Annotated in this window: 15 protein-coding genes; 5 read left to right on the forward strand and 10 right to left on the reverse strand. The window is 39.5% G+C overall.

The annotated features are described in order from the left end of the window. Window positions 1–147: 147 nt before the first annotated feature. A complete protein-coding gene (locus B9Y87_RS08410; protein ID WP_085498036.1) occupies window positions 148–843 on the reverse strand; it encodes a 3-keto-disaccharide hydrolase in 696 nt (231 codons plus the stop codon). Between the two features lie 245 nt (window positions 844–1088). Between B9Y87_RS08410 and B9Y87_RS08415 the strand changes: the two genes are divergently transcribed. Then, window positions 1089–3377 carry a type IA DNA topoisomerase gene (locus tag B9Y87_RS08415; RefSeq protein ID WP_085498038.1) on the forward strand — a complete coding sequence of 763 codons (2289 nt, stop codon included), beginning with the start codon at window positions 1089–1091 and terminating at the stop codon, window positions 3375–3377. Between the two features lie 169 nt (window positions 3378–3546). Here B9Y87_RS08415 and B9Y87_RS08420 read toward each other — a convergent pair whose 3' ends face one another. From B9Y87_RS08420 to B9Y87_RS08430, 3 genes are all read right to left on the reverse strand, one after another. Then, window positions 3547–3975 (reverse strand): FKBP-type peptidyl-prolyl cis-trans isomerase, encoded by a 429-nt coding sequence (locus B9Y87_RS08420; protein WP_085498040.1) that lies wholly within the window; start codon window positions 3973–3975, stop codon window positions 3547–3549. Between the two features lie 160 nt (window positions 3976–4135). Next, a complete protein-coding gene (locus B9Y87_RS08425) occupies window positions 4136–5419 on the reverse strand; it encodes a serine hydrolase domain-containing protein (protein WP_085498042.1) in 1284 nt (427 codons plus the stop codon). A 364-nt stretch (window positions 5420–5783) separates the two neighbouring features. Continuing rightward, complete coding sequence (locus tag B9Y87_RS08430; RefSeq protein WP_085498044.1) at window positions 5784–6239, reverse strand: cold-shock protein; 456 nt, start codon at window positions 6237–6239, stop codon at window positions 5784–5786. A gap of 488 nt (window positions 6240–6727) precedes the next feature. Between B9Y87_RS08430 and B9Y87_RS08435 the strand changes: the two genes are divergently transcribed. After that, complete coding sequence (locus B9Y87_RS08435) at window positions 6728–9586, forward strand: TonB-dependent receptor (RefSeq protein ID WP_085498046.1); 2859 nt, start codon at window positions 6728–6730, stop codon at window positions 9584–9586. 115 nt (window positions 9587–9701) lie between these two features. Here the strand turns inward: B9Y87_RS08435 and B9Y87_RS08440 are convergent, their stop codons facing one another. Beyond that, entirely contained in the window at window positions 9702–10121 is a 420-nt protein-coding gene (locus B9Y87_RS08440) for an OsmC family protein (protein WP_085498048.1), read from the reverse strand. Window positions 10122–10792: 671 nt separating this feature from the next. On the opposite strand from B9Y87_RS08440, the gene B9Y87_RS22295 reads away from it, so the two are divergent. After that, complete coding sequence (locus B9Y87_RS22295; RefSeq protein ID WP_258364888.1) at window positions 10793–10924, forward strand: hypothetical protein; 132 nt, start codon at window positions 10793–10795, stop codon at window positions 10922–10924. 133 nt (window positions 10925–11057) lie between these two features. On the opposite strand, the gene B9Y87_RS08445 is transcribed toward B9Y87_RS22295, so the two are convergent. The 4 genes from B9Y87_RS08445 to B9Y87_RS08460 form a co-directional block, all read right to left on the reverse strand. Then, window positions 11058–11996 (reverse strand): EamA family transporter, encoded by a 939-nt coding sequence (locus B9Y87_RS08445; RefSeq protein WP_085498050.1) that lies wholly within the window; start codon window positions 11994–11996, stop codon window positions 11058–11060. A gap of 215 nt (window positions 11997–12211) precedes the next feature. Next, window positions 12212–13906: a DUF2207 domain-containing protein gene (locus B9Y87_RS08450; RefSeq protein ID WP_085498053.1), complete on the reverse strand. Its 1695-nt coding sequence runs from the start codon at window positions 13904–13906 to the stop codon at window positions 12212–12214. Then, window positions 13906–14466, reverse strand: a complete 561-nt coding sequence (locus B9Y87_RS08455) for a LemA family protein (protein WP_085498055.1) — start codon at window positions 14464–14466, stop codon at window positions 13906–13908. The genes B9Y87_RS08450 and B9Y87_RS08455 overlap by 1 nt, the downstream gene beginning before the upstream one ends. 217 nt (window positions 14467–14683) lie before the next feature. Continuing rightward, complete coding sequence (locus tag B9Y87_RS08460; RefSeq protein ID WP_085498057.1) at window positions 14684–15613, reverse strand: nuclear transport factor 2-like protein; 930 nt, start codon at window positions 15611–15613, stop codon at window positions 14684–14686. A 290-nt stretch (window positions 15614–15903) separates the two neighbouring features. Between B9Y87_RS08460 and B9Y87_RS08465 the strand changes: the two genes are divergently transcribed. Beyond that, entirely contained in the window at window positions 15904–16614 is a 711-nt protein-coding gene (locus B9Y87_RS08465) for a pirin family protein (RefSeq protein ID WP_085498480.1), read from the forward strand. Window positions 16615–16759: 145 nt separating this feature from the next. After that, window positions 16760–18232 carry a c-type cytochrome gene (locus B9Y87_RS08470; RefSeq protein WP_085498059.1) on the forward strand — a complete coding sequence of 491 codons (1473 nt, stop codon included), beginning with the start codon at window positions 16760–16762 and terminating at the stop codon, window positions 18230–18232. Window positions 18233–18351: 119 nt separating this feature from the next. Here the strand turns inward: B9Y87_RS08470 and B9Y87_RS08475 are convergent, their stop codons facing one another. Further along, window positions 18352–19911 (reverse strand): DEAD/DEAH box helicase, encoded by a 1560-nt coding sequence (locus tag B9Y87_RS08475; RefSeq protein WP_085498061.1) that lies wholly within the window; start codon window positions 19909–19911, stop codon window positions 18352–18354. Window positions 19912–19993: the final 82 nt, after the last annotated feature.

Genomic DNA, 19993 nt, shown 5'->3' on the forward strand with positions numbered 1-19993 from the left:
CCTATTAACAACCAATAAGATACAAAATATGAACTAGCTATGCTACAGGGCAACGTTAAAAGAGACTCCCTTATCAAGCAGTAAACCTACATTGAGTGCAAAGTATAATTAGGAGTATCCAGGATGGAAGTGGAAGGGCATTGTTGATCAGGGCGCTTTTTCGCTCAGCTTTGAAATAGGGGTCAGCAATACTTTTCGGAATTCTACTTCCGCACCCTCAGCCTGCAGGGCAATATTTCCAATACTTGCGGTAGCATTATAACCATAATTGACCAAATCGCCATTTACCCATACCTTAATTGAGTTCTTTAGGCACTCTATGGTCATGGAATTCCATTCACCCAAGGGTTTTTCGGAACCATCGGTCAAATTTTTTATTCTTCGCAATTTGCCTTCGGTAATTCCCCATTCCTCCTTAGGTCCCCGCCTTTCCAACATATTGTCCGTTTCAATATCCTGTACGATACACCAAAAATCCCCGGCATTATCATGCATCATTTGAACCTCTATGGATTTAGGAAACATTTCATACAAGGATCTGGGGGTTGAGGCAAAAACCAACACACCGCAATTACCAGGTTTCCCCGCAAAACGATACTCCACTTCCAGTCTAAAATCCTGATAAACGGCATCAGTAATAAGATGGCCTTGTGGCTCTCCCAAACTTACCAACATACCCTCTCTAACTATAAAAGGATTTATAGCTTCGGGATTATTGTCCATTTCAGGTACGTCCACATGCCAACCGTCCAAATCCTTTCCATTAAACAGACTTTTGGAAGACTGGGAATTACAACTAATTAGTGTCAAGAAAGCGATAATGACCAATATTATACTTTTCATCGGTTTATTTTTAATGATTGAAATGTTCCATACCATAGCACTTATAATCCATGATCCTTTAAATGTATCATTTTCCAATGAAATAATATACAACCAGTTTGCCTTTAAATATTTCTTTTTTGTACCCAAAAAATACTAGTTGGTATCTAGTCACTGGACATCTGTTAGATAAAATACCGTATAATACGAATGTGGGGGTTCTGTATAATTTAAGTAATTTGCACCCATCCAAAACAATATTAAAAGTGAAGGTCTGTATTGCGGAAAAACCTAGTGTTGCTCGGGAAATTGCCCAAGTATTGGGGGCAAATACCAAACACGATGGGTATTTTGAAGGAAATGGTTACGCAGTTACCTTTACCTTCGGCCATCTCTGTACTTTATTTGAACCCAGCGATTATAAGCCCCATTGGAAAAGTTGGGACCTGAACAATTTACCCATGCTTCCCGAAAAATTTAAAACAAAAGTGGTGGATAATGCGGGAATCCAGAAACAGTTCAAAATTGTAAAAAGTCTATTCGACAAAGCTGAAGTGGTCATAAACTGTGGGGATGCCGGACAGGAAGGGGAACTTATTCAGCGTTGGGTACTGCAACAGGCTAATTATAAGGGCGAAGTAAAGCGATTATGGATTTCATCGCTGACCACTGAGGCCATAAAGGAGGGATTTACCAAATTAAAATCTTCCCATGACTACGACAATCTTTATTATGCCGGCTTTTCCCGTGCCATTGGGGATTGGTTATTGGGAATGAACGCCACCCGTCTCTATACCGTGAAACACGGGGGATATAAGCAAATGTTATCGGTTGGACGGGTCCAAACGCCAACCTTGGCCATGGTGGTCAATAGGTTTAAGGAAATAGAAAACTTTATACCCCAACCTTATTGGGAATTACAGACACTCTATAGGGATACGGTTTTTAATTATGAAGAGGGCCGTTTCCTAAAAATGGAGGACGGGGAAATTCTTGCTAATGAAGTAAAGGAACATGAATTCGAAATTGTTGCCATTACCAAAAAGAAAGGTAAGGAATACGCTCCCAAGTTGTTCGATCTTACAGGTCTACAGGTGTATTGCAATACAAAGTTTGGATTTACGGCAGATGAAACACTTAAGATCGTCCAAAAATTATATGAACAAAAAGTGGTCACCTATCCTAGGGTAGATACCACCTTTTTACCTAATGACGTTTATCCCAAGGTAGCGGGAATACTTCGTAATTTAACCCAGTACGAACAGTTCACCTCTACCCTGTTGTTAAAAAAGATCAGGAAATCCACAAAGGTTTTCAATGACAAAAAAGTAACGGACCACCATGCAATCATTCCCACTGGGGTCCAAATAAAGTTAGCTACAGCCCAGCAGCAAGTCTACGATAGTATCGTGAGGCGATTTATAGCTGTATTTTATGATGATTGTGATGTCTCTAACACAACGGTACTAGGCAAGGCTGCCAATATCCCATTTAAAACCACCGGGAAGGAAATCCTTAAAAAAGGGTGGCGGGTTGTTTTTGAGACAGGCAATTCCAAAGAAAAAAAAGAAACTGGAATATTGCCCAATTTTGTTAAAGGTGAAAAAGGTCCCCATAAGCCTACATTTTTGGAAAAGCAGACCAAACCACCAAAACAATTTACTGAAGCTACCTTGTTAAGAGCCATGGAGACCGCTGGAAAACAGGTCGATGATGATGAAATGCGCGAACTAATGAAAGAAAACGGAATTGGTAGACCATCAACCCGCGCCAATATTATAGAAACCTTATTTAGACGCAAATATATAGAAAGAAAAAAAAAGCAGGTATTACCAACCCCAACTGGTATTCAACTAATTGATACCATACAAAACGAATTGCTAAAATCTGCAGAATTGACCGGAATGTGGGAAAAGCAATTAAAGGACATAGAAAAAGGCGCGTATAGTGCCGGCCTGTTTATTGCCAACATGAAGAGGATGGTAGACGAATTGGTATACGAAGTAAGAAGTGAGGCCCAACGCGCCAATATCTCCCATTCTCAGGAACCCGTTAAAAAAGAAACCCAAAAAACTAAAAAAAATATAGGTGGCATTACGCATGAAACCTGTCCAAAATGCAAGAACGGCCATCTAATAAAAGGGAAGTTGGCCTATGGCTGCAGTGGGTACAAAAATGGTTGTGATTTTTTACTGCCATTTACCATTCACCATAAAAAAATCTCAGAAAAGCAGATGATCAGGCTGCTACAAAAGGGTTGTACCGTAAATTTAAAGGGGTTTACATACAATGGCGTAGAGGATGTTGAAGGCCTGCTACGCTTCGATGAAAATTATAAGGTTATTCTGGAACCAAAGAAAAAGCAGCATACCGATGTCCCAAGTTGCCCCAAATGCAAAAATGGTAGGATTGTTAAGGGCAAAACGTCCTATGGCTGCAGCAATCACAACAAAGGCTGCGATTTCAGGTATACTTTTATCGAGGTAAAAGCCAAAGCCTTGGGCAAACCCTTGACCAAAGCCCTAGTTGTTTCTATTTTGAATGGGAATTACTAATGTTTTCAACCCTAAGGACAAGGAAATGTTTTAGTCCAAATGGATAATTCATCCATGGATGAAACATAAGGATTGGCGGAAACTAAAAACCGCCCAAAAATGGACGGTCCTTATGTACTTTGCATTGCCTCCTCAAAAAAGGAAAGTCAATGCCCCGTAATCTATAAGCCTATAAAATGGCTACCAATTCCAACTCAAAAGTAAGGTCCTGCCCTGCCAAAACGTGATTGGCATCAATAACAATACTTTCTTCCTTAACATCTGTAATTCGCAATTGGTTTTCTGTACCGTCCGGATTTTTTGCAACCAACATCATTCCTATTTCGGGTTGAATGTCTTCAGGAAGCTCTGCCTTCTTAATTTCATGAAATAATTCTTCCATAATATCTCCGTAAGCTTCTTCCTTAGGTACGGTTATGGTCTTCTTTTCATTGACCTCCATATTTACCAATTCCTTTTCAAAACCGGGAATAAGCTGCCCTTGTCCCAAAGTAACCTCAATAGGCTCCCTTTCCAAAGAACTATCAAAAATTTGTCCGGTTTTTAATTTTCCAGTGTAATGTACTTTTACCTTGTCATTTTCCTTAACTCTACTCATAAAATTCAGTATCTCTAATTTTTAATCTGACTATTAAAGTACAAACCTATGGGATAAAGATTTTCTAGAAGAATAGATTGGTCCAAATCCTCTAAAATTTACAATATCTTAACACTTTTCACTAATAACCACATAGTTTCAACAAAATTTTGGGATAAGTTTATTCCAAAATGGCTTGGTAGACCAAACTTCTCAACTTGGCATGATCATCAACTCCATTGGTGGGTATAAGTTGTTTAAAATATACTACTACAAGCTCTTCCACCGGGTCTGCCCAATAAGTGGACCCATATGCCCCACCCCATTCAAAAGTACCTACAGAACCAGGCTCTCCCCTTTCACCTACATTTTTTGTAATGGAAAAACCGAGCCCAAATCCTGACCCTTTTCTACTTCCATAAGGAATGCCCCGAACATCCACGTGATCGGCAATCATCAATTCCACGGTTTTCGGGGACAATATCCTATTTCCGTTAAATGTACCTCCATTCAACAACATTTGTAAAAATTTAGCATAGTCCATGGCCGTAGAAAGAAGACCGGCACCACCAGAAAAGCTTTTGCGTGGACCCTTTATGTAATGGCCCTGGCCTATACCCAAACCGGGATCTGGTGATCTTTCCAAAGGCTTACCTTCATAGGCCATATAAGAAGTAGCCAGTCTTTCCGTTTTGTTTTTAGGCAAATAGAAATGTGTATCCACCATGCCTATAGGATCCAAGATTCTTTCCTTTATAAATGCATCCAAGGATTTTCCAGAGGCTTTTTCAACAATTACCCCTAATATATCCGTGTTGTAACCATATACAAACTGCTCACCTGGCTGTGCATCCATAGGTAATTTTGCCATTCGTGCCACGGTTTCCGCAATTAGTTCGTTTCGGTCTGCAAAATACCAGTTCTGTATCCCGGCTTCTTCCCATTCTTTTTTTGCGGGGCCATGACCGTAACCAATACCGGCAGTATGAGTCAATAAATCCCTAATGGTTATGGAACGGTTAGCCTTTACAACATCATACCCACCATCATCACGTAATTTGGCAACGGTTGTTTCTTTCCATTCCGGTAAATATTTTCCTATTGGATCTGCAATTAATAGTTTTCCTTCCTCCTGCAAGATCATTGCTGCCACACTTACAATGGCCTTGGTTTGTGAAGCTATTCTAAATATGGCATCATTGGTCATCTTTTTCCCTGCCTCAATATCACTCGCCCCAAACGCCTTATGATAGATTACTTTTCCCTTTCTGGCTATCAGTGCAACATTTCCGGACATGCTGCCGTCTTTAACATACTGCTCCAAAGTAGCGGATAATCGTTCCAACCTTTCACTGGACATCCCCACCTCCCCGGGTAGGGCCGAATCTAAATTTTGAGCTTGTGAAAAGGATAAAAAGAATAGACATGCCAATAATAGAATGTTACCTTTGATGAATTTTACCATGGTATTAAATATTTGATTAGTTACTCTTTTAAAGAATGCCGGAAGTTATTATTTTTTTTGGTTTTAAGAAACAATAATCAACTTTCGATCCTGTTTTTATATCTTACCTTGGGTCTTGGCTAATAGCGTATTAAATCCATTCAAACACATCTCCTGGGTATGGTTTTGTTAATAAATGGGCAGGGCCTTATATTACGCTAAAATTCTTTGCGCTTGCCAAAAATTGTCACATTTACACAAGACTGTATTGTATAATTTTAGGTCAAAAAAATAGTACATAAATCCAATACGTTTATGGATTAATATGTACTATCCCTTAAAATCTATAAATAAGTCAATTCCTATTAGGAAACTGGCTTGGACACTAAATTTTCTTTACTCGTACGGCATTCATACCTTTCATCCCCTTTTCTAGTTCAAAGGAAACTTTGTCATTTTCAGCAATTTCATCTATGAGCCCACTAACATGGGTAAAATACTTCTCTTGATTTTCAGTGTCGATTATAAACCCAAAACCCTTGGAAGTATCAAAGAATGATACTTTACCATTTCTAACCGGGTCGAATTCCTCCACATCACTATCATCTCTTTTAGGCACCCCTATTTCAATGGTAGAGGCATCTATTTTTATTTTTTTAGAGGGATCTGGTGGGGTATCCGTTAAATTTCCGTCGTGATCAACGTAGGCAAATTGGATACCGGGTCCATTTTCCTTAGACTCCAATTTTCGGGCCTCCTTTTTCTTTTGTTTCTCCTCACGCTTTTTTAGACGCTTCTTTTCTTTTTCACTTTTACTATACGTTTGTTGCGATTTTGCCATTGTTTTTTTTAAAATTATAAATTGTAAATCTCGTCTGAGCAGCGGTTGAAATACTAAACGAGTGTTTGAAAAAGAAAAATGAATCTAATTTTATCTACCCAAGAATTTAGTAGCAGCAATGGTGATTACAGGTCAATGCGCAACTCTTATATAACTTCAACAAATATAAGGCTAGTATTTCAAATATTTTAATTTAGTCCCCCAATTTTTTATCTCCATTGAAGAAAATTGGACATGATTTTCAGGATTTTGGAAATAAAAAATAAGAAATCAGCGCTTCTATGCTATTTCTTCAATAAAATACAATGTCTTATGTAAATCCCAAATAACAAATACTTCCAATCCCTAAGCAAGACCTATTCTTCTTGTAACAAACCCGTTTGTAAAGTCTTCTTTTTTAAATGATTGCATCACATTTTGGGATTTTTTCTTACAATTCACCTTAAAAATCCTTAACTTCTAAGCATATAAACTCAAAAAACTCACATATGAAAAAGTATTACTTTATTGCAGTGATTTTCGTTTTTGGGATGGTTGGTTTAACCAACGCCCAAATAACGGGATCAGTTTTGGATGAAGAAGGAACACCGTTGCCCGGTGCCTCCATCGTAATTAAAGGAACTACCACTGGTACAACCACGGATTTCGATGGCAACTTTACCATTGAGGTCTCCATGGGCGATATCTTAGTGGTTTCCTATATTGGATTCGAAACCTTAGAGGTAACGGTCAACAATACCGTAATGAACATACGGCTTACTTCGGGTGTGGCCCTGTCAGAAGTAATTATTGTAGGTTCACGTAATCCGAATAGGACTGCCACAGAAAGTACGGTTCCGGTAGATGTCATAGACATGACGGAATTGAACAATGTAGCCCCCCAAGTGAATCTAAACCAGATATTAAATTATGTGGCACCCTCCTTCACCTCCAATACCCAGACTATTTCGGACGGTACAGATCACATTGATCCAGCCTCCCTTAGAGGCTTGGGACCAGATCAGGTCTTGGTTTTGATTAATGGCAAAAGAAGGCATACCTCTTCTTTGATCAACGTAAACGGTACCTTTGGTAGAGGAAGCGTGGGAACGGATTTAAATGCCATCCCTGCCGCTGCCATACAGCGTATAGAAGTCTTACGGGACGGTGCGGCCGCTCAATATGGTTCGGATGCCATAGCAGGGGTTATCAATATTATATTGAACAAAAATGTAAATGAACTTACCACAACCGTCACCACAGGGGCCAATTTTACCAAAAATGCCAATGATCAAACAGGTGGCGTAGACGGAGCAACCACTAACCTATCGGCTAGTTACGGTATTCCATTGGGTGATAATGGTGGATTTATAAACCTCTCCGGAGATTTTGACGTTCGGGAAGACTATAGCCGAATGAAAGAGTGGGAAGGTACTATTTTTAATCTGTACAATACAGTTGAAAGAGTAGCCAGTTCGGATGGATATGACATTGCCAACCTTCTGGATGACGATGTGGCCGATGTAATACAGTATACCGACCAGGCGGGAATTGACCGAAATGGAGCAACCACCAAGGAAGATTTAAGAACTATACTTGGCGCAGATGCAACTACTACCGAATTGGCGGCCCGAGGGCAACAAAGAAGCGATTACAATATGCGGGTTGGCCAATCTGCCCTGCGTGGGGGCCGTTTATTTGCCAATTTCTCCTTGCCCTTGGACGATATAGGCACAACACTATATTCCTTTGCGGGGATTAGTTCCAGAACCGGTAATTCCGCCGGATTTTATAGGCTACCCAACCAAAGTAGGACCTATACTCCCGCTTATATTAACGGCTTTCTACCGGAGATCAATTCCAACATTAAAGATCAATCCTTATCTATTGGTATAAAAGGTATGGTGGGAGATTGGAATGTTGACCTGAGCAATACCTACGGTAAAAATTCCTTTTTGTACACCATAGGCAATACCTTTAATGCCTCCATGCAAAATGCTTCTCCAACATTTTTCGATGCTGGTGGATTCTCATTCCTGCAGAACACCTCCAATTTGGACATTACCCAATTTTTTGAGGATGTTATGTATGGGTTAAACATTGCATTTGGTGCGGAATACAGGGTAGAGAATTATGATATTGTGGCTGGAGAAGAACCATCTTACGCGCAATATACAGCAAATGGTCAACGTATTACCTTAGCTTCCCAGCAGCCTTCCCAAGATTTCTTCGGGAATTCCAGACCAGGAGGTTCCCAAGTGTTTCCAGGATTTGCCCCATCAAATGAATTATCGAGAGGACGAAGCAGTGTAGCTGGATATTTTGATGTAGAGGCCGATTTTTCGGAAGCGTTTTTGGCAAGTTTCGCCTCCCGCTATGAAAATTACAGCGATTTCGGAGGCACCATCAATTTTAAATTGGCAGGAAGATTCAAGGCTACTGACAATCTAAATATCCGTGGCGCATTGAACACAGGCTTTAGGGCTCCTTCCCTTCACCAAATCAACTTTAATTCCACTTCGACCATATTTGACAACCAGGGCAATCCACAAGAAGTAGGAACGTTTGCCAATGATAGTAGGGCGGCCAAACTTTTGGGCATTCCGCAATTGAAGGAGGAAACCTCCCAAAGTGTTAGTTTGGGACTCACCGCCAAAATACCGGATGCCAATTTAACTATAACCGTAGATGGCTATTTTGTTAAAATCAATGACCGTGTCGTATATACAGGTCAGTTTTCAGGACCTGGAACAGGTACCGAGTTAGACAACCTTCTAAGGCAAGCCAATGCCACGGCAGCCTCATTCTTTGCCAATGCCATAGATACCGAATCCAAAGGGCTGGATATTGTTCTTACCCATAGAACGGATCTGGGTGCCAATTGGAGGTTAAAATCGGATCTTGCCGGTACACTATCCAAAACCAAAAAAGTAGGGGACATCAACGCCTCTGAAGTTTTAAGGAACGCAGGATTGATCGACACATACTTTCCAGAGGACAGTAGGGTCTATTTGGAAGAGGCAGTGCCTAGGACCAAAATAAACCTCTCCAACAGCCTTACTTCCGATAAATTCATCATTTTCCTCAGAAATGTATACTTTGGAGAGGTAACCGAAGCAACAACAACGGTGGCCAACCAACAGGTGTTCGGCACTAAATTGGTAACAGACCTTTCTGTAGGTTATAAGGCAACGGATGCCCTAACTTTGACCATAGGGGCCAATAATTTATTCGATATTTATCCGGACAGGGCCAAGGACGAATTTGGCAACCGTAGCGACGGTCGTTTCGATTGGTCCCGTAGAGCACAACAATTTGGAATAGGTGGTAGGTTCCTTTTTGCCAGGGTAAATTTTACACTTAAATAGGAACTGCACATAACTTTCACTTAAATGGGAAAAGCCACTTATCAGTGGCTTTTCCCTATTATAACTGAACCCTGAAGGGTTTACCTCATTTGAAAGGCCATTATTAAACCTTAGCTTAGCCTTGCAGGCTTACATCCAACACTATATTTGTTTTTAACAATTTGGAAATGGGACAAATTTCTTTAGCCTTTTGTGCTATTTCCTTAAACTGTTCCAATTTAATCCCCGGTACCGTACCACTAAGACTTAAAGATATCTGAGGTATACTCCCATCCTCAAAGTTGACCTTGGCAGCTGTATCCAAATTAGTGGGAGTAAATCCAGCCTCCCCCAGTAAAAAACTGAGCTGCATGGTAAAACATCCCGCATGGGCCGCGCCAACCAATTCTTCAGGGTTGGTACCCTTGCCATCTTCAAAACGTGATTTAAAAGAATATTGAGTATCCTTCAAGATGGTACTTTCCGTACTCAAGGTACCCTTGCCATCCTTTCCGCTACCTTTCCAGTTTGCACTTGCTTTTCTACTGAATTTCATACTATTAATTTTTAAGTTAATACAAATTATTATTTATCTAATTCCATCTACTTCGTCTTTAAATGATCTGCATAATCCCTACTCTTTAGGGTTTTTGGATATACCACTTAATATATATCTAGCGAATAATTAAGCACACTAACCTCTAAGATATTAAATAGGTAATAATAATCCGATAAAATTCATTCAATTCCTTTAAAGCGTCTTTCTTGGCATATAAACTGAATTATTTTTTTTAGATCGATAAAAATCAAAATTTCACAATAATCTGTTAATCATATATTTAAAACTTAAAACTCTCCTATCGATGGAATATAATTGTTAAATATTGCTTAAAACGGTACTATTTTATACATAGTACTGTAACAATTTTACACTTGCGTCGTCTTCTAGTAGTAAATCAATTAATCATATTTAAATAAAATATCATGGAAACAATAAACAAACATCTGGTTAAGCAAACATTGGAATCTTCAAAAAGTAGAATTTGGAATAGCAAAAGAAGGTACAATTAAAAATCAATAAATAAAACAATTTAAACATCAATTAAAAATCAACATCATGGAAACAATCAATAAGCATTTCGTAAAACAAACAATTGAAAACTCTAAAAGCAACATTTGGAACGCCAAGAGGCGTTTCAGGTAATTAAAAAACTTAAAACAGTAATCATGAAATCATTTATTCATAAATCACAATCAGAATCAACAAATTTTCAGTTGACGGGGGAAAGTATTCTAATGGTAAATTTTAAAAGTATCAAGAAAAACCGTTGGGCCGAGCGCAGAATCTATTTAAATTAATTCCTAATATTTACTGGGAAAGGGTTCTAGATTTAAGAGCAGTTGATGTGGTATCACCTGCTTTTTTTTATATCACTCCAACCTAACCCTATACCTGCAATCCATGGAAAGCTGGTACAATCAAAACACCCTTCTAATCCTCTTTTGGCGAATACCGACTTGAAAATCTAGAAAACAATACCAATTTTTTTCTAGTATTGATGAAATAGACCCCGGTTAAAAGTACTATAGCCGCAATTGTGGACTGAGTGGTTATTTGTTCATCCAAAAAAAACCACCCCAGTAATAGGGCAATAATAGGGTTTACATAGGTGGAAGTGGCGACCTTTTCCGGAGAGACCACTTTTAATAAATAATTAAATGCGGTAAAGGCAACAATACTTCCAAGAATAATTAGAAACAGCATGGCATATTGCACTGGACTACTCCAAGCGGTAGGCAGGGTCCAAGTTTCCCCAATCAGCAAACTCCCTACCATTAGCATGATGCCCGCAGTGAACATTTGAAATCCCGTATTAACAAAATAATTCTTGGGTAGGTCGGCCTTGGCTACAAACAAACTACCATAAGCCCAACTAACCATACAAAAAAAGATCATGACCATCCCTAAGACCGAGTTCTCTTGACTTATAACCTGATTTTGACTAACCAATAAGTAGATACCCAATATGCCGATTATAACCCCTACAACGGACATGGTCTGAATCTTTTTCCCTTCAAGAATGCGCATTAACAATAGAATTACCAAGGGTTGAGCCGCTATTTCCAAAGCTGCAAAACCACTGTCTACATACTTCAGTGCCCATACTACAAATCCGTTTCCAAAAGCAAGGAATAGAAATCCTGCAATCATAGAATTCAGTAGTTGTTTTTTTGTGATATTAAGTGGAATCCCCATGATTTTGCACAATACAAAAATCAATAGTCCAGCAACCGAAAAGCGTACGGAAGCCAACATAAATGGAGGAAGCTCGTGCACGGCTATTTTGTTCATCAAATAAGTAGATCCCCAAATCACATATATGGCAACAAAGGCGAGTACTATTAATAACGCATTCTGGGATTTGGACATAAAAACAACTTTTCCAATGAACCACAAAAGTAAGTATAACTTTATTAATTGTGTCTGTCTAGGCGTCCATGTTATTTTTAAGAATCAACGAAGCACTATACCTGATCGTTAGGTTACGAACTTCATATTCAAACCCTCACATAGTTAGCGCAATATATGACAACGGCAAGTCTTTCAATAAGGCTTCCGTCCACTTTTACACGATTCCCTCCAACTTACCAACTACCTCCTCCCCCTCCGCCAAAACCGCCGCCCGAGGAACCTCCTCCAGAACTTCCGCTACTGGAAGGAGAACTCACCATATTGGATTTAGTGCTGGCCATGGCGTTGGAAAAAGATTTGGAAAACTGATTCATGGTAAGACTGCTACTTGAAGTGGACGTATACCAGTCTGGGGGCGGTATATTTAGATCTCGAAACTTTTTGGCCCATTGCTCGAACATACCAAAGGCAAGTGCATATCCCAGGGTATTTTCGAAATAATGCGGATCATCCTTTAAAAGCATTTTTAATCTGTTTTCCTCAGCAACCTTGATAAATCTTTTAAATCCCTTTAATTCCGAAAGCAACTCATTGCCCTTGGCATTCTTTTTTACCATGAATCGATTAACAAAAATCAGTATCACACAAAAACCGACTATTGCCACTGCTGCCACAGGGCCCCAGAAAAACAACCCCACCACAGTAAGTCCGATCGCCAAAGCAATCAAGGCCACATACATAATACCTTGCATTTTTTTTGATTCAGCCTCGTAATAAGGTTGGGCACTTTCCTTTAATTGGCTGCGTGCCTTTATCATTTTGGTATAAAAGGTATCCTTTAAACTACTCACCAGCACTTCCGTGCCAACAACGTTGTTATTGTCTCCGAACAGACCCTTGAATATTTCCAATTCATAGGCGGGCGAATCCAATGGCAGGGACTGCAACCGTATAATTTTTGTGTCCTTTGATCCAAAAAGGCCTTTTTTAGGGATTTCCTCCAGTCTTATCAATCCTTTTGAGCCCCAATACGGTATTAATGCTATTAAGTCGGAATTGTCATCCTTATCGTTTATCAAAAAACCTACCATGGCCGGATCCAAACTGTCCGGTGGATAATAACTGGTTGTTGCAATGACGCGTTGATCCTTGCCAAATTTCCACCATACCCTAAAAAAAGCAAAAAGCATTATTCCGATTAAGAAGACCCAACCATAATTATCCCAAAATGGCCATAAAGGCTTTTCCTCCTTTACAGATCCTAAGGGAAGATTGATCAATACCGTAACACTTTGTCCTGGGTAGGATACAAATTCCGCCTTGCTCGTTCCCGAAAATTCATTATTTGCATAATATAATTGCATTTCCGTAGTGGTGGTGGAAGTACCCCTATCCCCTGAGTAAACAAAGCTGTTTTCCTTGCTGGGAAATACATTGTCGGGTAGCCTAATCGTAAAACTGACCTGATGAAATTCGGCCAACCAATCTTCCGGTTTAATGTTCCAATAAAACCTGATTTGCGAATCCTCAAAAAGAAAGGCATTGTGGACCCTATATTTTATTTCGTAGTGCTGGGGCCCTACTAGGGTAATATCCTTATCCCCTATTTTGATTTCCATTTGGTCCTGCATCTTTTGGACAAAATCGAACGGCGCTTCAAATTTGTAATCGGGAACCTTTATTTTACTGATCCTGATCTTTCTTGTAGATTTGTTGCCCTCGGAATCGACAAGGTCATATTTTGTTTGGATAGTCCTATAAATACCGTGTTTTGGGATTTCGAAGTTAAGATCGTAGTTTTCAACTACATCAAAATAACCTTCTTTATGGACCGTAATGTCGACAGTGTAATTTTTAACCGTAAAATCCTGGGCCAATCCCGTATTTAAGGTTAGCAGTAATAAAAGTAAGTAATAGCAATTTTTCATTAAGAGAAATCTACTTTTACATTCGCCCTACTAGCCTCCTCAGCCTCAAAATAATCGAAATGTTGATATTTAAACAAACTGGCCACAAGCACTCCCGGTACACTTTCCCCATAAGTGTTATTTTCCCGTACTGAACCATTATAATATCTTCGGGCACGCTCCAGATTCTCTTCAATTTCATTTAATTTTTGTTGAAGATCCAAATAATTGGTGTTGGCCTTAAGATCTGGATAGGCTTCCCCCAAAGCAAAAATACTTCTCAAACTTTGTTGCAGTTGGTTCTCTGCCTTTATCTGGGCATTGATATCTCCAGGTGGGACTGCCATTGCAGCGTTACGGGCATTTATTACCGCCTCTAAGGTAGATTTTTCATGTTTGGCATACCCTTTTACGGTCTCTACCAAATTTGGTATAAGATCGTACCTTCTTTTTAAAGCCACATCTATATTGCTCCAGGCATCCTTGACAAGATTTCTAAGTGTGGCAAAGCGATTGAAAACATTTACTAGGAACAATACGATCAGCACTAAGATTCCCAAAAAAATAATTAACGTAATCATGGTTCGGTTTATTTATATGTTAAATATATGGCCACACTAAGTTACTTTATTTTTTTATTCAAGCTGCAGCCCTTCGAACAAATAATAATACAGTTATAAATCTAGGAACCGGAACCTTAAATACCGATTAGGCCATGCACGCTAATTAATTTATTGGGCCCAAACAAAAAAAAGAGGCTGTCTAAAACACAGCCTCTTTTTCTTTTAATTTTTATTCCTATTTGGCATCAAGAATCTTTGTGCTCACATAGGCGATGGACCTCATTATTTTTCCTTCATCATTAAAATCATGAAGATAAAAGGCAGGCAAAATAAATTTTTTGCCATCGGATTTTCTTGTCAATCTAAATTTCCACCAGGACTGCACTACTTTGGCATCCTGCATATCATATTCCATATAATCCGGGTAGCCCGTCTCATCTATACTATCAAAGCTGTAGGTTTCCAACAACTTCTTATTACGTTCCTTTACTTCATCTAAATTAAGACTCTCACCATCAGGAAGTTCCAAACTATAAAACTTGGCATCTTCTGCAAAATAGCTGTAAAAGGCATCCAAATCGTTAAATTCAAAGGCATACATCAATTTCCTAACTGTATTTATATTATCGTGATGGTTATAAATGATGCCATTTTGTCGATCACCAAAACTTCTACGTACCTCCCAAATGACCTCATTATCAAAATAACTGATTAAAGTACTTATTTTGTTTTCTTTATTAAGCTTATACAATCGATGATAAGGCATATCCAGTTTAACTCCCGTAGCATTGTGCATTCCCTTTAAATGATCCCAGGTCTGTACCCAAACACCACTCTCTTTATATTCCAAGGCATCTGGATAAGCGCCCTTGGTAGGTTCCATGGAAAGGTAGGAAACATTCTCATTCCAAAATTTCACCTGCCCCAAAAACTCCTCTTTTGTAGTCCCTTTGTCATCTTTATCGGTACTAAAACCATTGTATGCTTTAAAATCATCGGCAAGGTAAGTACCAACTTTCTCTTGATCCCCAGCTACAAATGCTGCCATCATCTCATTAACCACTTCTATCGCGGGGTGTTCCAAAAAAATAGTTCCGTTTTTTTTCTTTTGGGAATAGCCCAAAGCCACAACGAGCAATAAGGCTGTAATAATTGATTTTTTCATTGTTCTTAGGTTTTAATATTATACGTTAAAAGACACAATTCCAATGTGCTACTGAGTGTTAAGTAAATTACATTGATGAAATTTTTATATCGAAAAAGGACGAATAAACAGATTTATTGTCCGAACCATATGTATTTCTTATCCATAGCTCCTTCTTCCACTATTCTTACGTGTTAGCCCGTAACATTATCTTATAAAGCCAAAAAGATTATGGCTTTTGCATTACTTATCATAGGTCAATGCATATATGCCGTATGAACACTAATTTTGGGCAAACAAAAAAAAGTATCATGAAAACTATATTACATACAGCAGAGAGTCGAGGACACGCCAATCATGGTTGGTTAAACTCCTACCACAGCTTTAGTTTTGCCAATTACCACAATCCGGAACGAATGAACTTTGGGGTTCTCAGAGTACTAAACGACGACACCGTATCTGGCGGGCAGGGCTTCGGACAACATCCCCACAAGAATATGGAAATCATTTCTATTCCCTTGAAAGGGGATTTGGAACATAAAGACAGTATGGGCAATACTACCGTCATAAAACAAGGGGATGTTCAGGTAATGAGCGCAGGGACCGGTGTTTTTCATAGCGAGTATAACAAAAACAAAAATGAAGAGGTAAAATTTTTACAGATTTGGGTACTACCAAAAACCCAAAATGTAAGTCCCAGGTACGATCAAATTTCTACGAGAGATCTTGCAACGAAAAATTCCTTTTACCAAATCCTATCTCCCGAAAAGACCGATAACGGGGTATGGATTCATCAGGATGCTTGGTTTTCCTTGGGCGATTTTGAAACAGGAATCACATCAACCTATACTTTAAATAATAACAGTAATGGATTGTATATGTTTGTTCTGGAAGGAGATATCACTATTGAAGATCAAATACTAAAAAGACGGGATGCATTGGGAATCTGGAATACGGACCAAATTAAGGTTACAGCCAATTTACCCAGCAAGTTGCTTTTAATGGAAGTTCCAATGTCCTAACACCTAAACCCCATTTCCACGCCTATTAAATGTTACCTTTTAGCGAGGTGGCCGGTGGTTTATCGAATTTAGTACAATCCAAGGACGTTTTATCCTATATTGCCTCTAAATTTAGGGTACTAGTTTTATCCATAAAACCTTTGTTTTGAAAAAAAGTAAACCCCTTCTTTTCATCGTATTTCTATTTTCCCTTGTCCTATCATGCTCCAAAGAGAGCAAAGACGAACTAATAGATATTGTTGTCAATGAAAAACCTACCGATCAACCGGAGGAAGTGCCCGAAGTGGAAGAACCTTTAATAGAAAGCAGCCCAATCCCTGACAATCCCCAAAGAACTGGGAACGCCTCGGTAGGATACGAATATTTAATATCTGGCAATTATATGAGCTCCGGGGTTCCCTATGATGCATTTTTGCTAGGGACCAGTGTAATTCCGGATAATCGCCTCAACAGAACCGGGGACAATGCAAACTTACCTTATGATTACACGGCCATATCGGCCCCCAACGGAGCAAGAGTCGTTGCCCCTAATTGCATGGCATGCCATGCCTCCTCCATAAACAATGAATTTATTATTGGTCTAGGAAGTCATGACGCGGATTTTACAGTTAACCGGGCAAGCAACATTGCGCTATTAAATTCGGGCATTAGGGCATTGTACGGCGGTGAAGAAAGCGTAGAATGGCTGGCATACGATCAATTCAGAAAGAGCATTTTAGCTATTGGCCCTAGGACAATTACAGCAACCAGGGGCGCCAATCCCGCTGATAAAATTACCCAGGTATTAATTGCGCATCGGGACAAGAATACATTGGTTTGGCAGGACACCCCGTTAGTGGAAATACCGGAAGAGGTAATCCCATCAGATGTGCCGGCTTGGTGGCTGCTCAAGAAAAAGAATGCTATGTTTTATCACGCTATAGGCCGACTTGATTATTGCAAGTCATTTATTGGGTCCAGCCTGCTAACCCTTGGTGACGCAACCAAAGCCGTTGAAATAGACGCTAAAATGACAGATGTACTGGCCTACATACAGACTTTGGAAGCCCCTGAGTATCCGTTTTCCGTTGATTCCAATCTAGCTCTTCAAGGCAAACAAATATTTGAAAATACGTGCGCAACTTGCCATGGTACCTATGGGGAGAGTCCAACTTATCCAAATTTACTAGTGACCCTGGAGTCTGTTGGGACCGACCCGGAACTATCCAACCATTACACAAAATCCTCTCCAATGAACGATTATTTTATGGATTGGTTCAATACTGGATGGTTCGGTACTTATGGAAATAATTTACAGATAAAAGCGGAAGGTGGTTATATTGCCCCACCCTTGGATGGCATATGGGCCACGGCCCCTTACTTTCACAATGGATCGGTTCCCACCCTGGAGGACGTCTTGAACAGCAAGAACAGGCCCATCAGATGGAGCAGGTCTTTTGACAATACGGATTACGATCAATTAAAAGTGGGCTGGAACTACACCAACGAACAGACCAAAGTTGACAAGCACACCTACGATACTACTTTAAAGGGATATGGAAATTCAGGTCACATCTTTGGCGACCATTTAACAGACTCTGAAAGAACAGCCTTATTGGAATATTTAAAAACACTGTAGTTCAACACCTTGAAACACCTTACTTAAACTAAAAATATAACTAATTGCGCCTTGTATCAAGCTAAATGAATAAGCGCAGGTATTGGTGTTTTCTTCAAATGTACCCGCCTAAACAACTATTATTCCTCTGGTGGTCTACCGTGAATATCTTCGTAAATGGTATCGAAGTTTTGACGCAGATGAGTACTTAATTTTTTATGATAATCATCCGTTAGCCACTTAAGAAAGTTATAGGTGCTTTTACTAATACACTTGGCATAACGTTGGATTCTATCATCAATATCCGGGCCCAACATCTTGGAGAGCGCCAGGGCATCATACACATCCTCACTATTTTCAACACATATCCTGGCATGTTGGGCTATGGAACGCTCCAGCACCACCTTTGATGACTCCCCATTCTTAATGGAGTCTACATAGGTTTCCTTGATATCGAAATACACTTCATCGGATTTAGCAAACTCTGCCCGCAATTCTTCGGGCATTTCCCATTTAAAATTGCTTTCCAGCTCCTCATCACTTAGAAGTCTATCCGCATAAAAATTTGGTGATTTAAATATAGTCTGCCAATCCAAATCTGCCCCCCACGGACCAAAGCGATGGAAATTATTTCCGAGATCAATTACAGAAAAGGTAGATTTATTGTTTAAAATCCTGGAACCACGTCCTATCATTTGGTAGTACAGGGTTAAGGATTTAGTGGCGCGGTTCAATATAATGGTATCTATGGTAGGCTCATCAAAACCGGTGGTCAAAATACTTACGGACGTCAAAATAGCATTAGGAGTCATGTTAAACCACTTTAATATGGTCTTACGCTGCTTCTTGGTGGCTGTATTGTCCAAATGTGCAATTGGATAGCCCGCAGCCCTGAAAGTCTCGTAAACGTGTAGGGAAGTATTAATACCGTTATTGAAAATCAAGGTCTTCTTACCTTTGGAGTGTTTTTCATAAGCCTCCAGAAGCTTGCTGAGCATCTGACTATTATTATAAAGGTCCTCCGAGGATTTAACCGTATAATCCCCATTAGAACCTACTTCCAAAGAAGTTAGCCCCATATTGTAGGAATAAAATTCCGCCCTTGCCAAAAACTCATTCTCAATAAGTGACTCTATGGTCTCCCCTACGATCAATTCATCATAGTTGTCTTTCATGGGCAAGTCCTTGTTGGAACTCAAAGGGGTTGCGGTAACGCCCAAAACAAACGAATTCTCAAAAAACTTGAACAATTTTGTAAAGGAATTATAATGTGCCTCATCAATAATCACCAACCCAACATCGGAAATATCCAACTTATCGTCCTGAAGCCTGTTGTTCAATGTCTCCACCATGGCCACAAAGCAACTGTATTGCTCCTGATCATCCAAATTCGCCTTACTGTCCACCACTTTATTGGTCACCCCAAAACTGGTAAGCATGGTAGAAGTTTGTTTACAAAGTTCTATACGGTGGGTCATGATAAGCACCTTCTTATTGTGGTGCTTGAGATATTGCCTTACAATTTCAGAAAATATGACGGTTTTACCTCCACCCGTGGGCAATTGATACAAAAGATGATAATCCTCCGGAGCAGTTTCAAATTTATCAAAAATCTGGTCTATTGCTCCTTTTTGATAGCTGTACAGCTCCTTATCCGTTTTTCTTTCTACAATGGCATTGGCAATCAAAGTCTCCGACATAATCTCTTTTTTGGATTGCAAAACTAAGCCCTTTGTTGGGTGTTTGACGAATATTTTTAGAAAATTTAAGGATTATTTTTTT

This window comes from Arenibacter troitsensis (assembly GCF_900177645.1).
GTDB lineage: Bacteria > Bacteroidota > Bacteroidia > Flavobacteriales > Flavobacteriaceae > Arenibacter > Arenibacter troitsensis.

Bases quoted from the DNA above. Each gene is read 5' to 3' on its own strand.
- B9Y87_RS08410 (WP_085498036.1), bottom strand. From the start codon at position 843: ATGAAAAGTATAATATTGGTCATTATCGCTTTCTTGACACTAATTAGT.
- B9Y87_RS08420 (WP_085498040.1), bottom strand. From the start codon at position 3,975: ATGAGTAGAGTTAAGGAAAATGACAAGGTAAAAGTACATTACACTGGA.
- B9Y87_RS08425 (WP_085498042.1), bottom strand. From the start codon at position 5,419: ATGGTAAAATTCATCAAAGGTAACATTCTATTATTGGCATGTCTATTC.
- B9Y87_RS08430 (WP_085498044.1), bottom strand. From the start codon at position 6,239: ATGGCAAAATCGCAACAAACGTATAGTAAAAGTGAAAAAGAAAAGAAG.
- B9Y87_RS08435 (WP_085498046.1), top strand. From the start codon at position 6,728: ATGAAAAAGTATTACTTTATTGCAGTGATTTTCGTTTTTGGGATGGTT.
- B9Y87_RS08440 (WP_085498048.1), bottom strand. From the start codon at position 10,121: ATGAAATTCAGTAGAAAAGCAAGTGCAAACTGGAAAGGTAGCGGAAAG.
- B9Y87_RS22295 (WP_258364888.1), top strand. From the start codon at position 10,793: ATGAAATCATTTATTCATAAATCACAATCAGAATCAACAAATTTTCAG.
- B9Y87_RS08445 (WP_085498050.1), bottom strand. From the start codon at position 11,996: ATGTCCAAATCCCAGAATGCGTTATTAATAGTACTCGCCTTTGTTGCC.
- B9Y87_RS08450 (WP_085498053.1), bottom strand. From the start codon at position 13,906: ATGAAAAATTGCTATTACTTACTTTTATTACTGCTAACCTTAAATACG.
- B9Y87_RS08455 (WP_085498055.1), bottom strand. From the start codon at position 14,466: ATGATTACGTTAATTATTTTTTTGGGAATCTTAGTGCTGATCGTATTG.
- B9Y87_RS08460 (WP_085498057.1), bottom strand. From the start codon at position 15,613: ATGAAAAAATCAATTATTACAGCCTTATTGCTCGTTGTGGCTTTGGGC.
- B9Y87_RS08465 (WP_085498480.1), top strand. From the start codon at position 15,904: ATGAAAACTATATTACATACAGCAGAGAGTCGAGGACACGCCAATCAT.
- B9Y87_RS08475 (WP_085498061.1), bottom strand. From the start codon at position 19,911: ATGTCGGAGACTTTGATTGCCAATGCCATTGTAGAAAGAAAAACGGAT.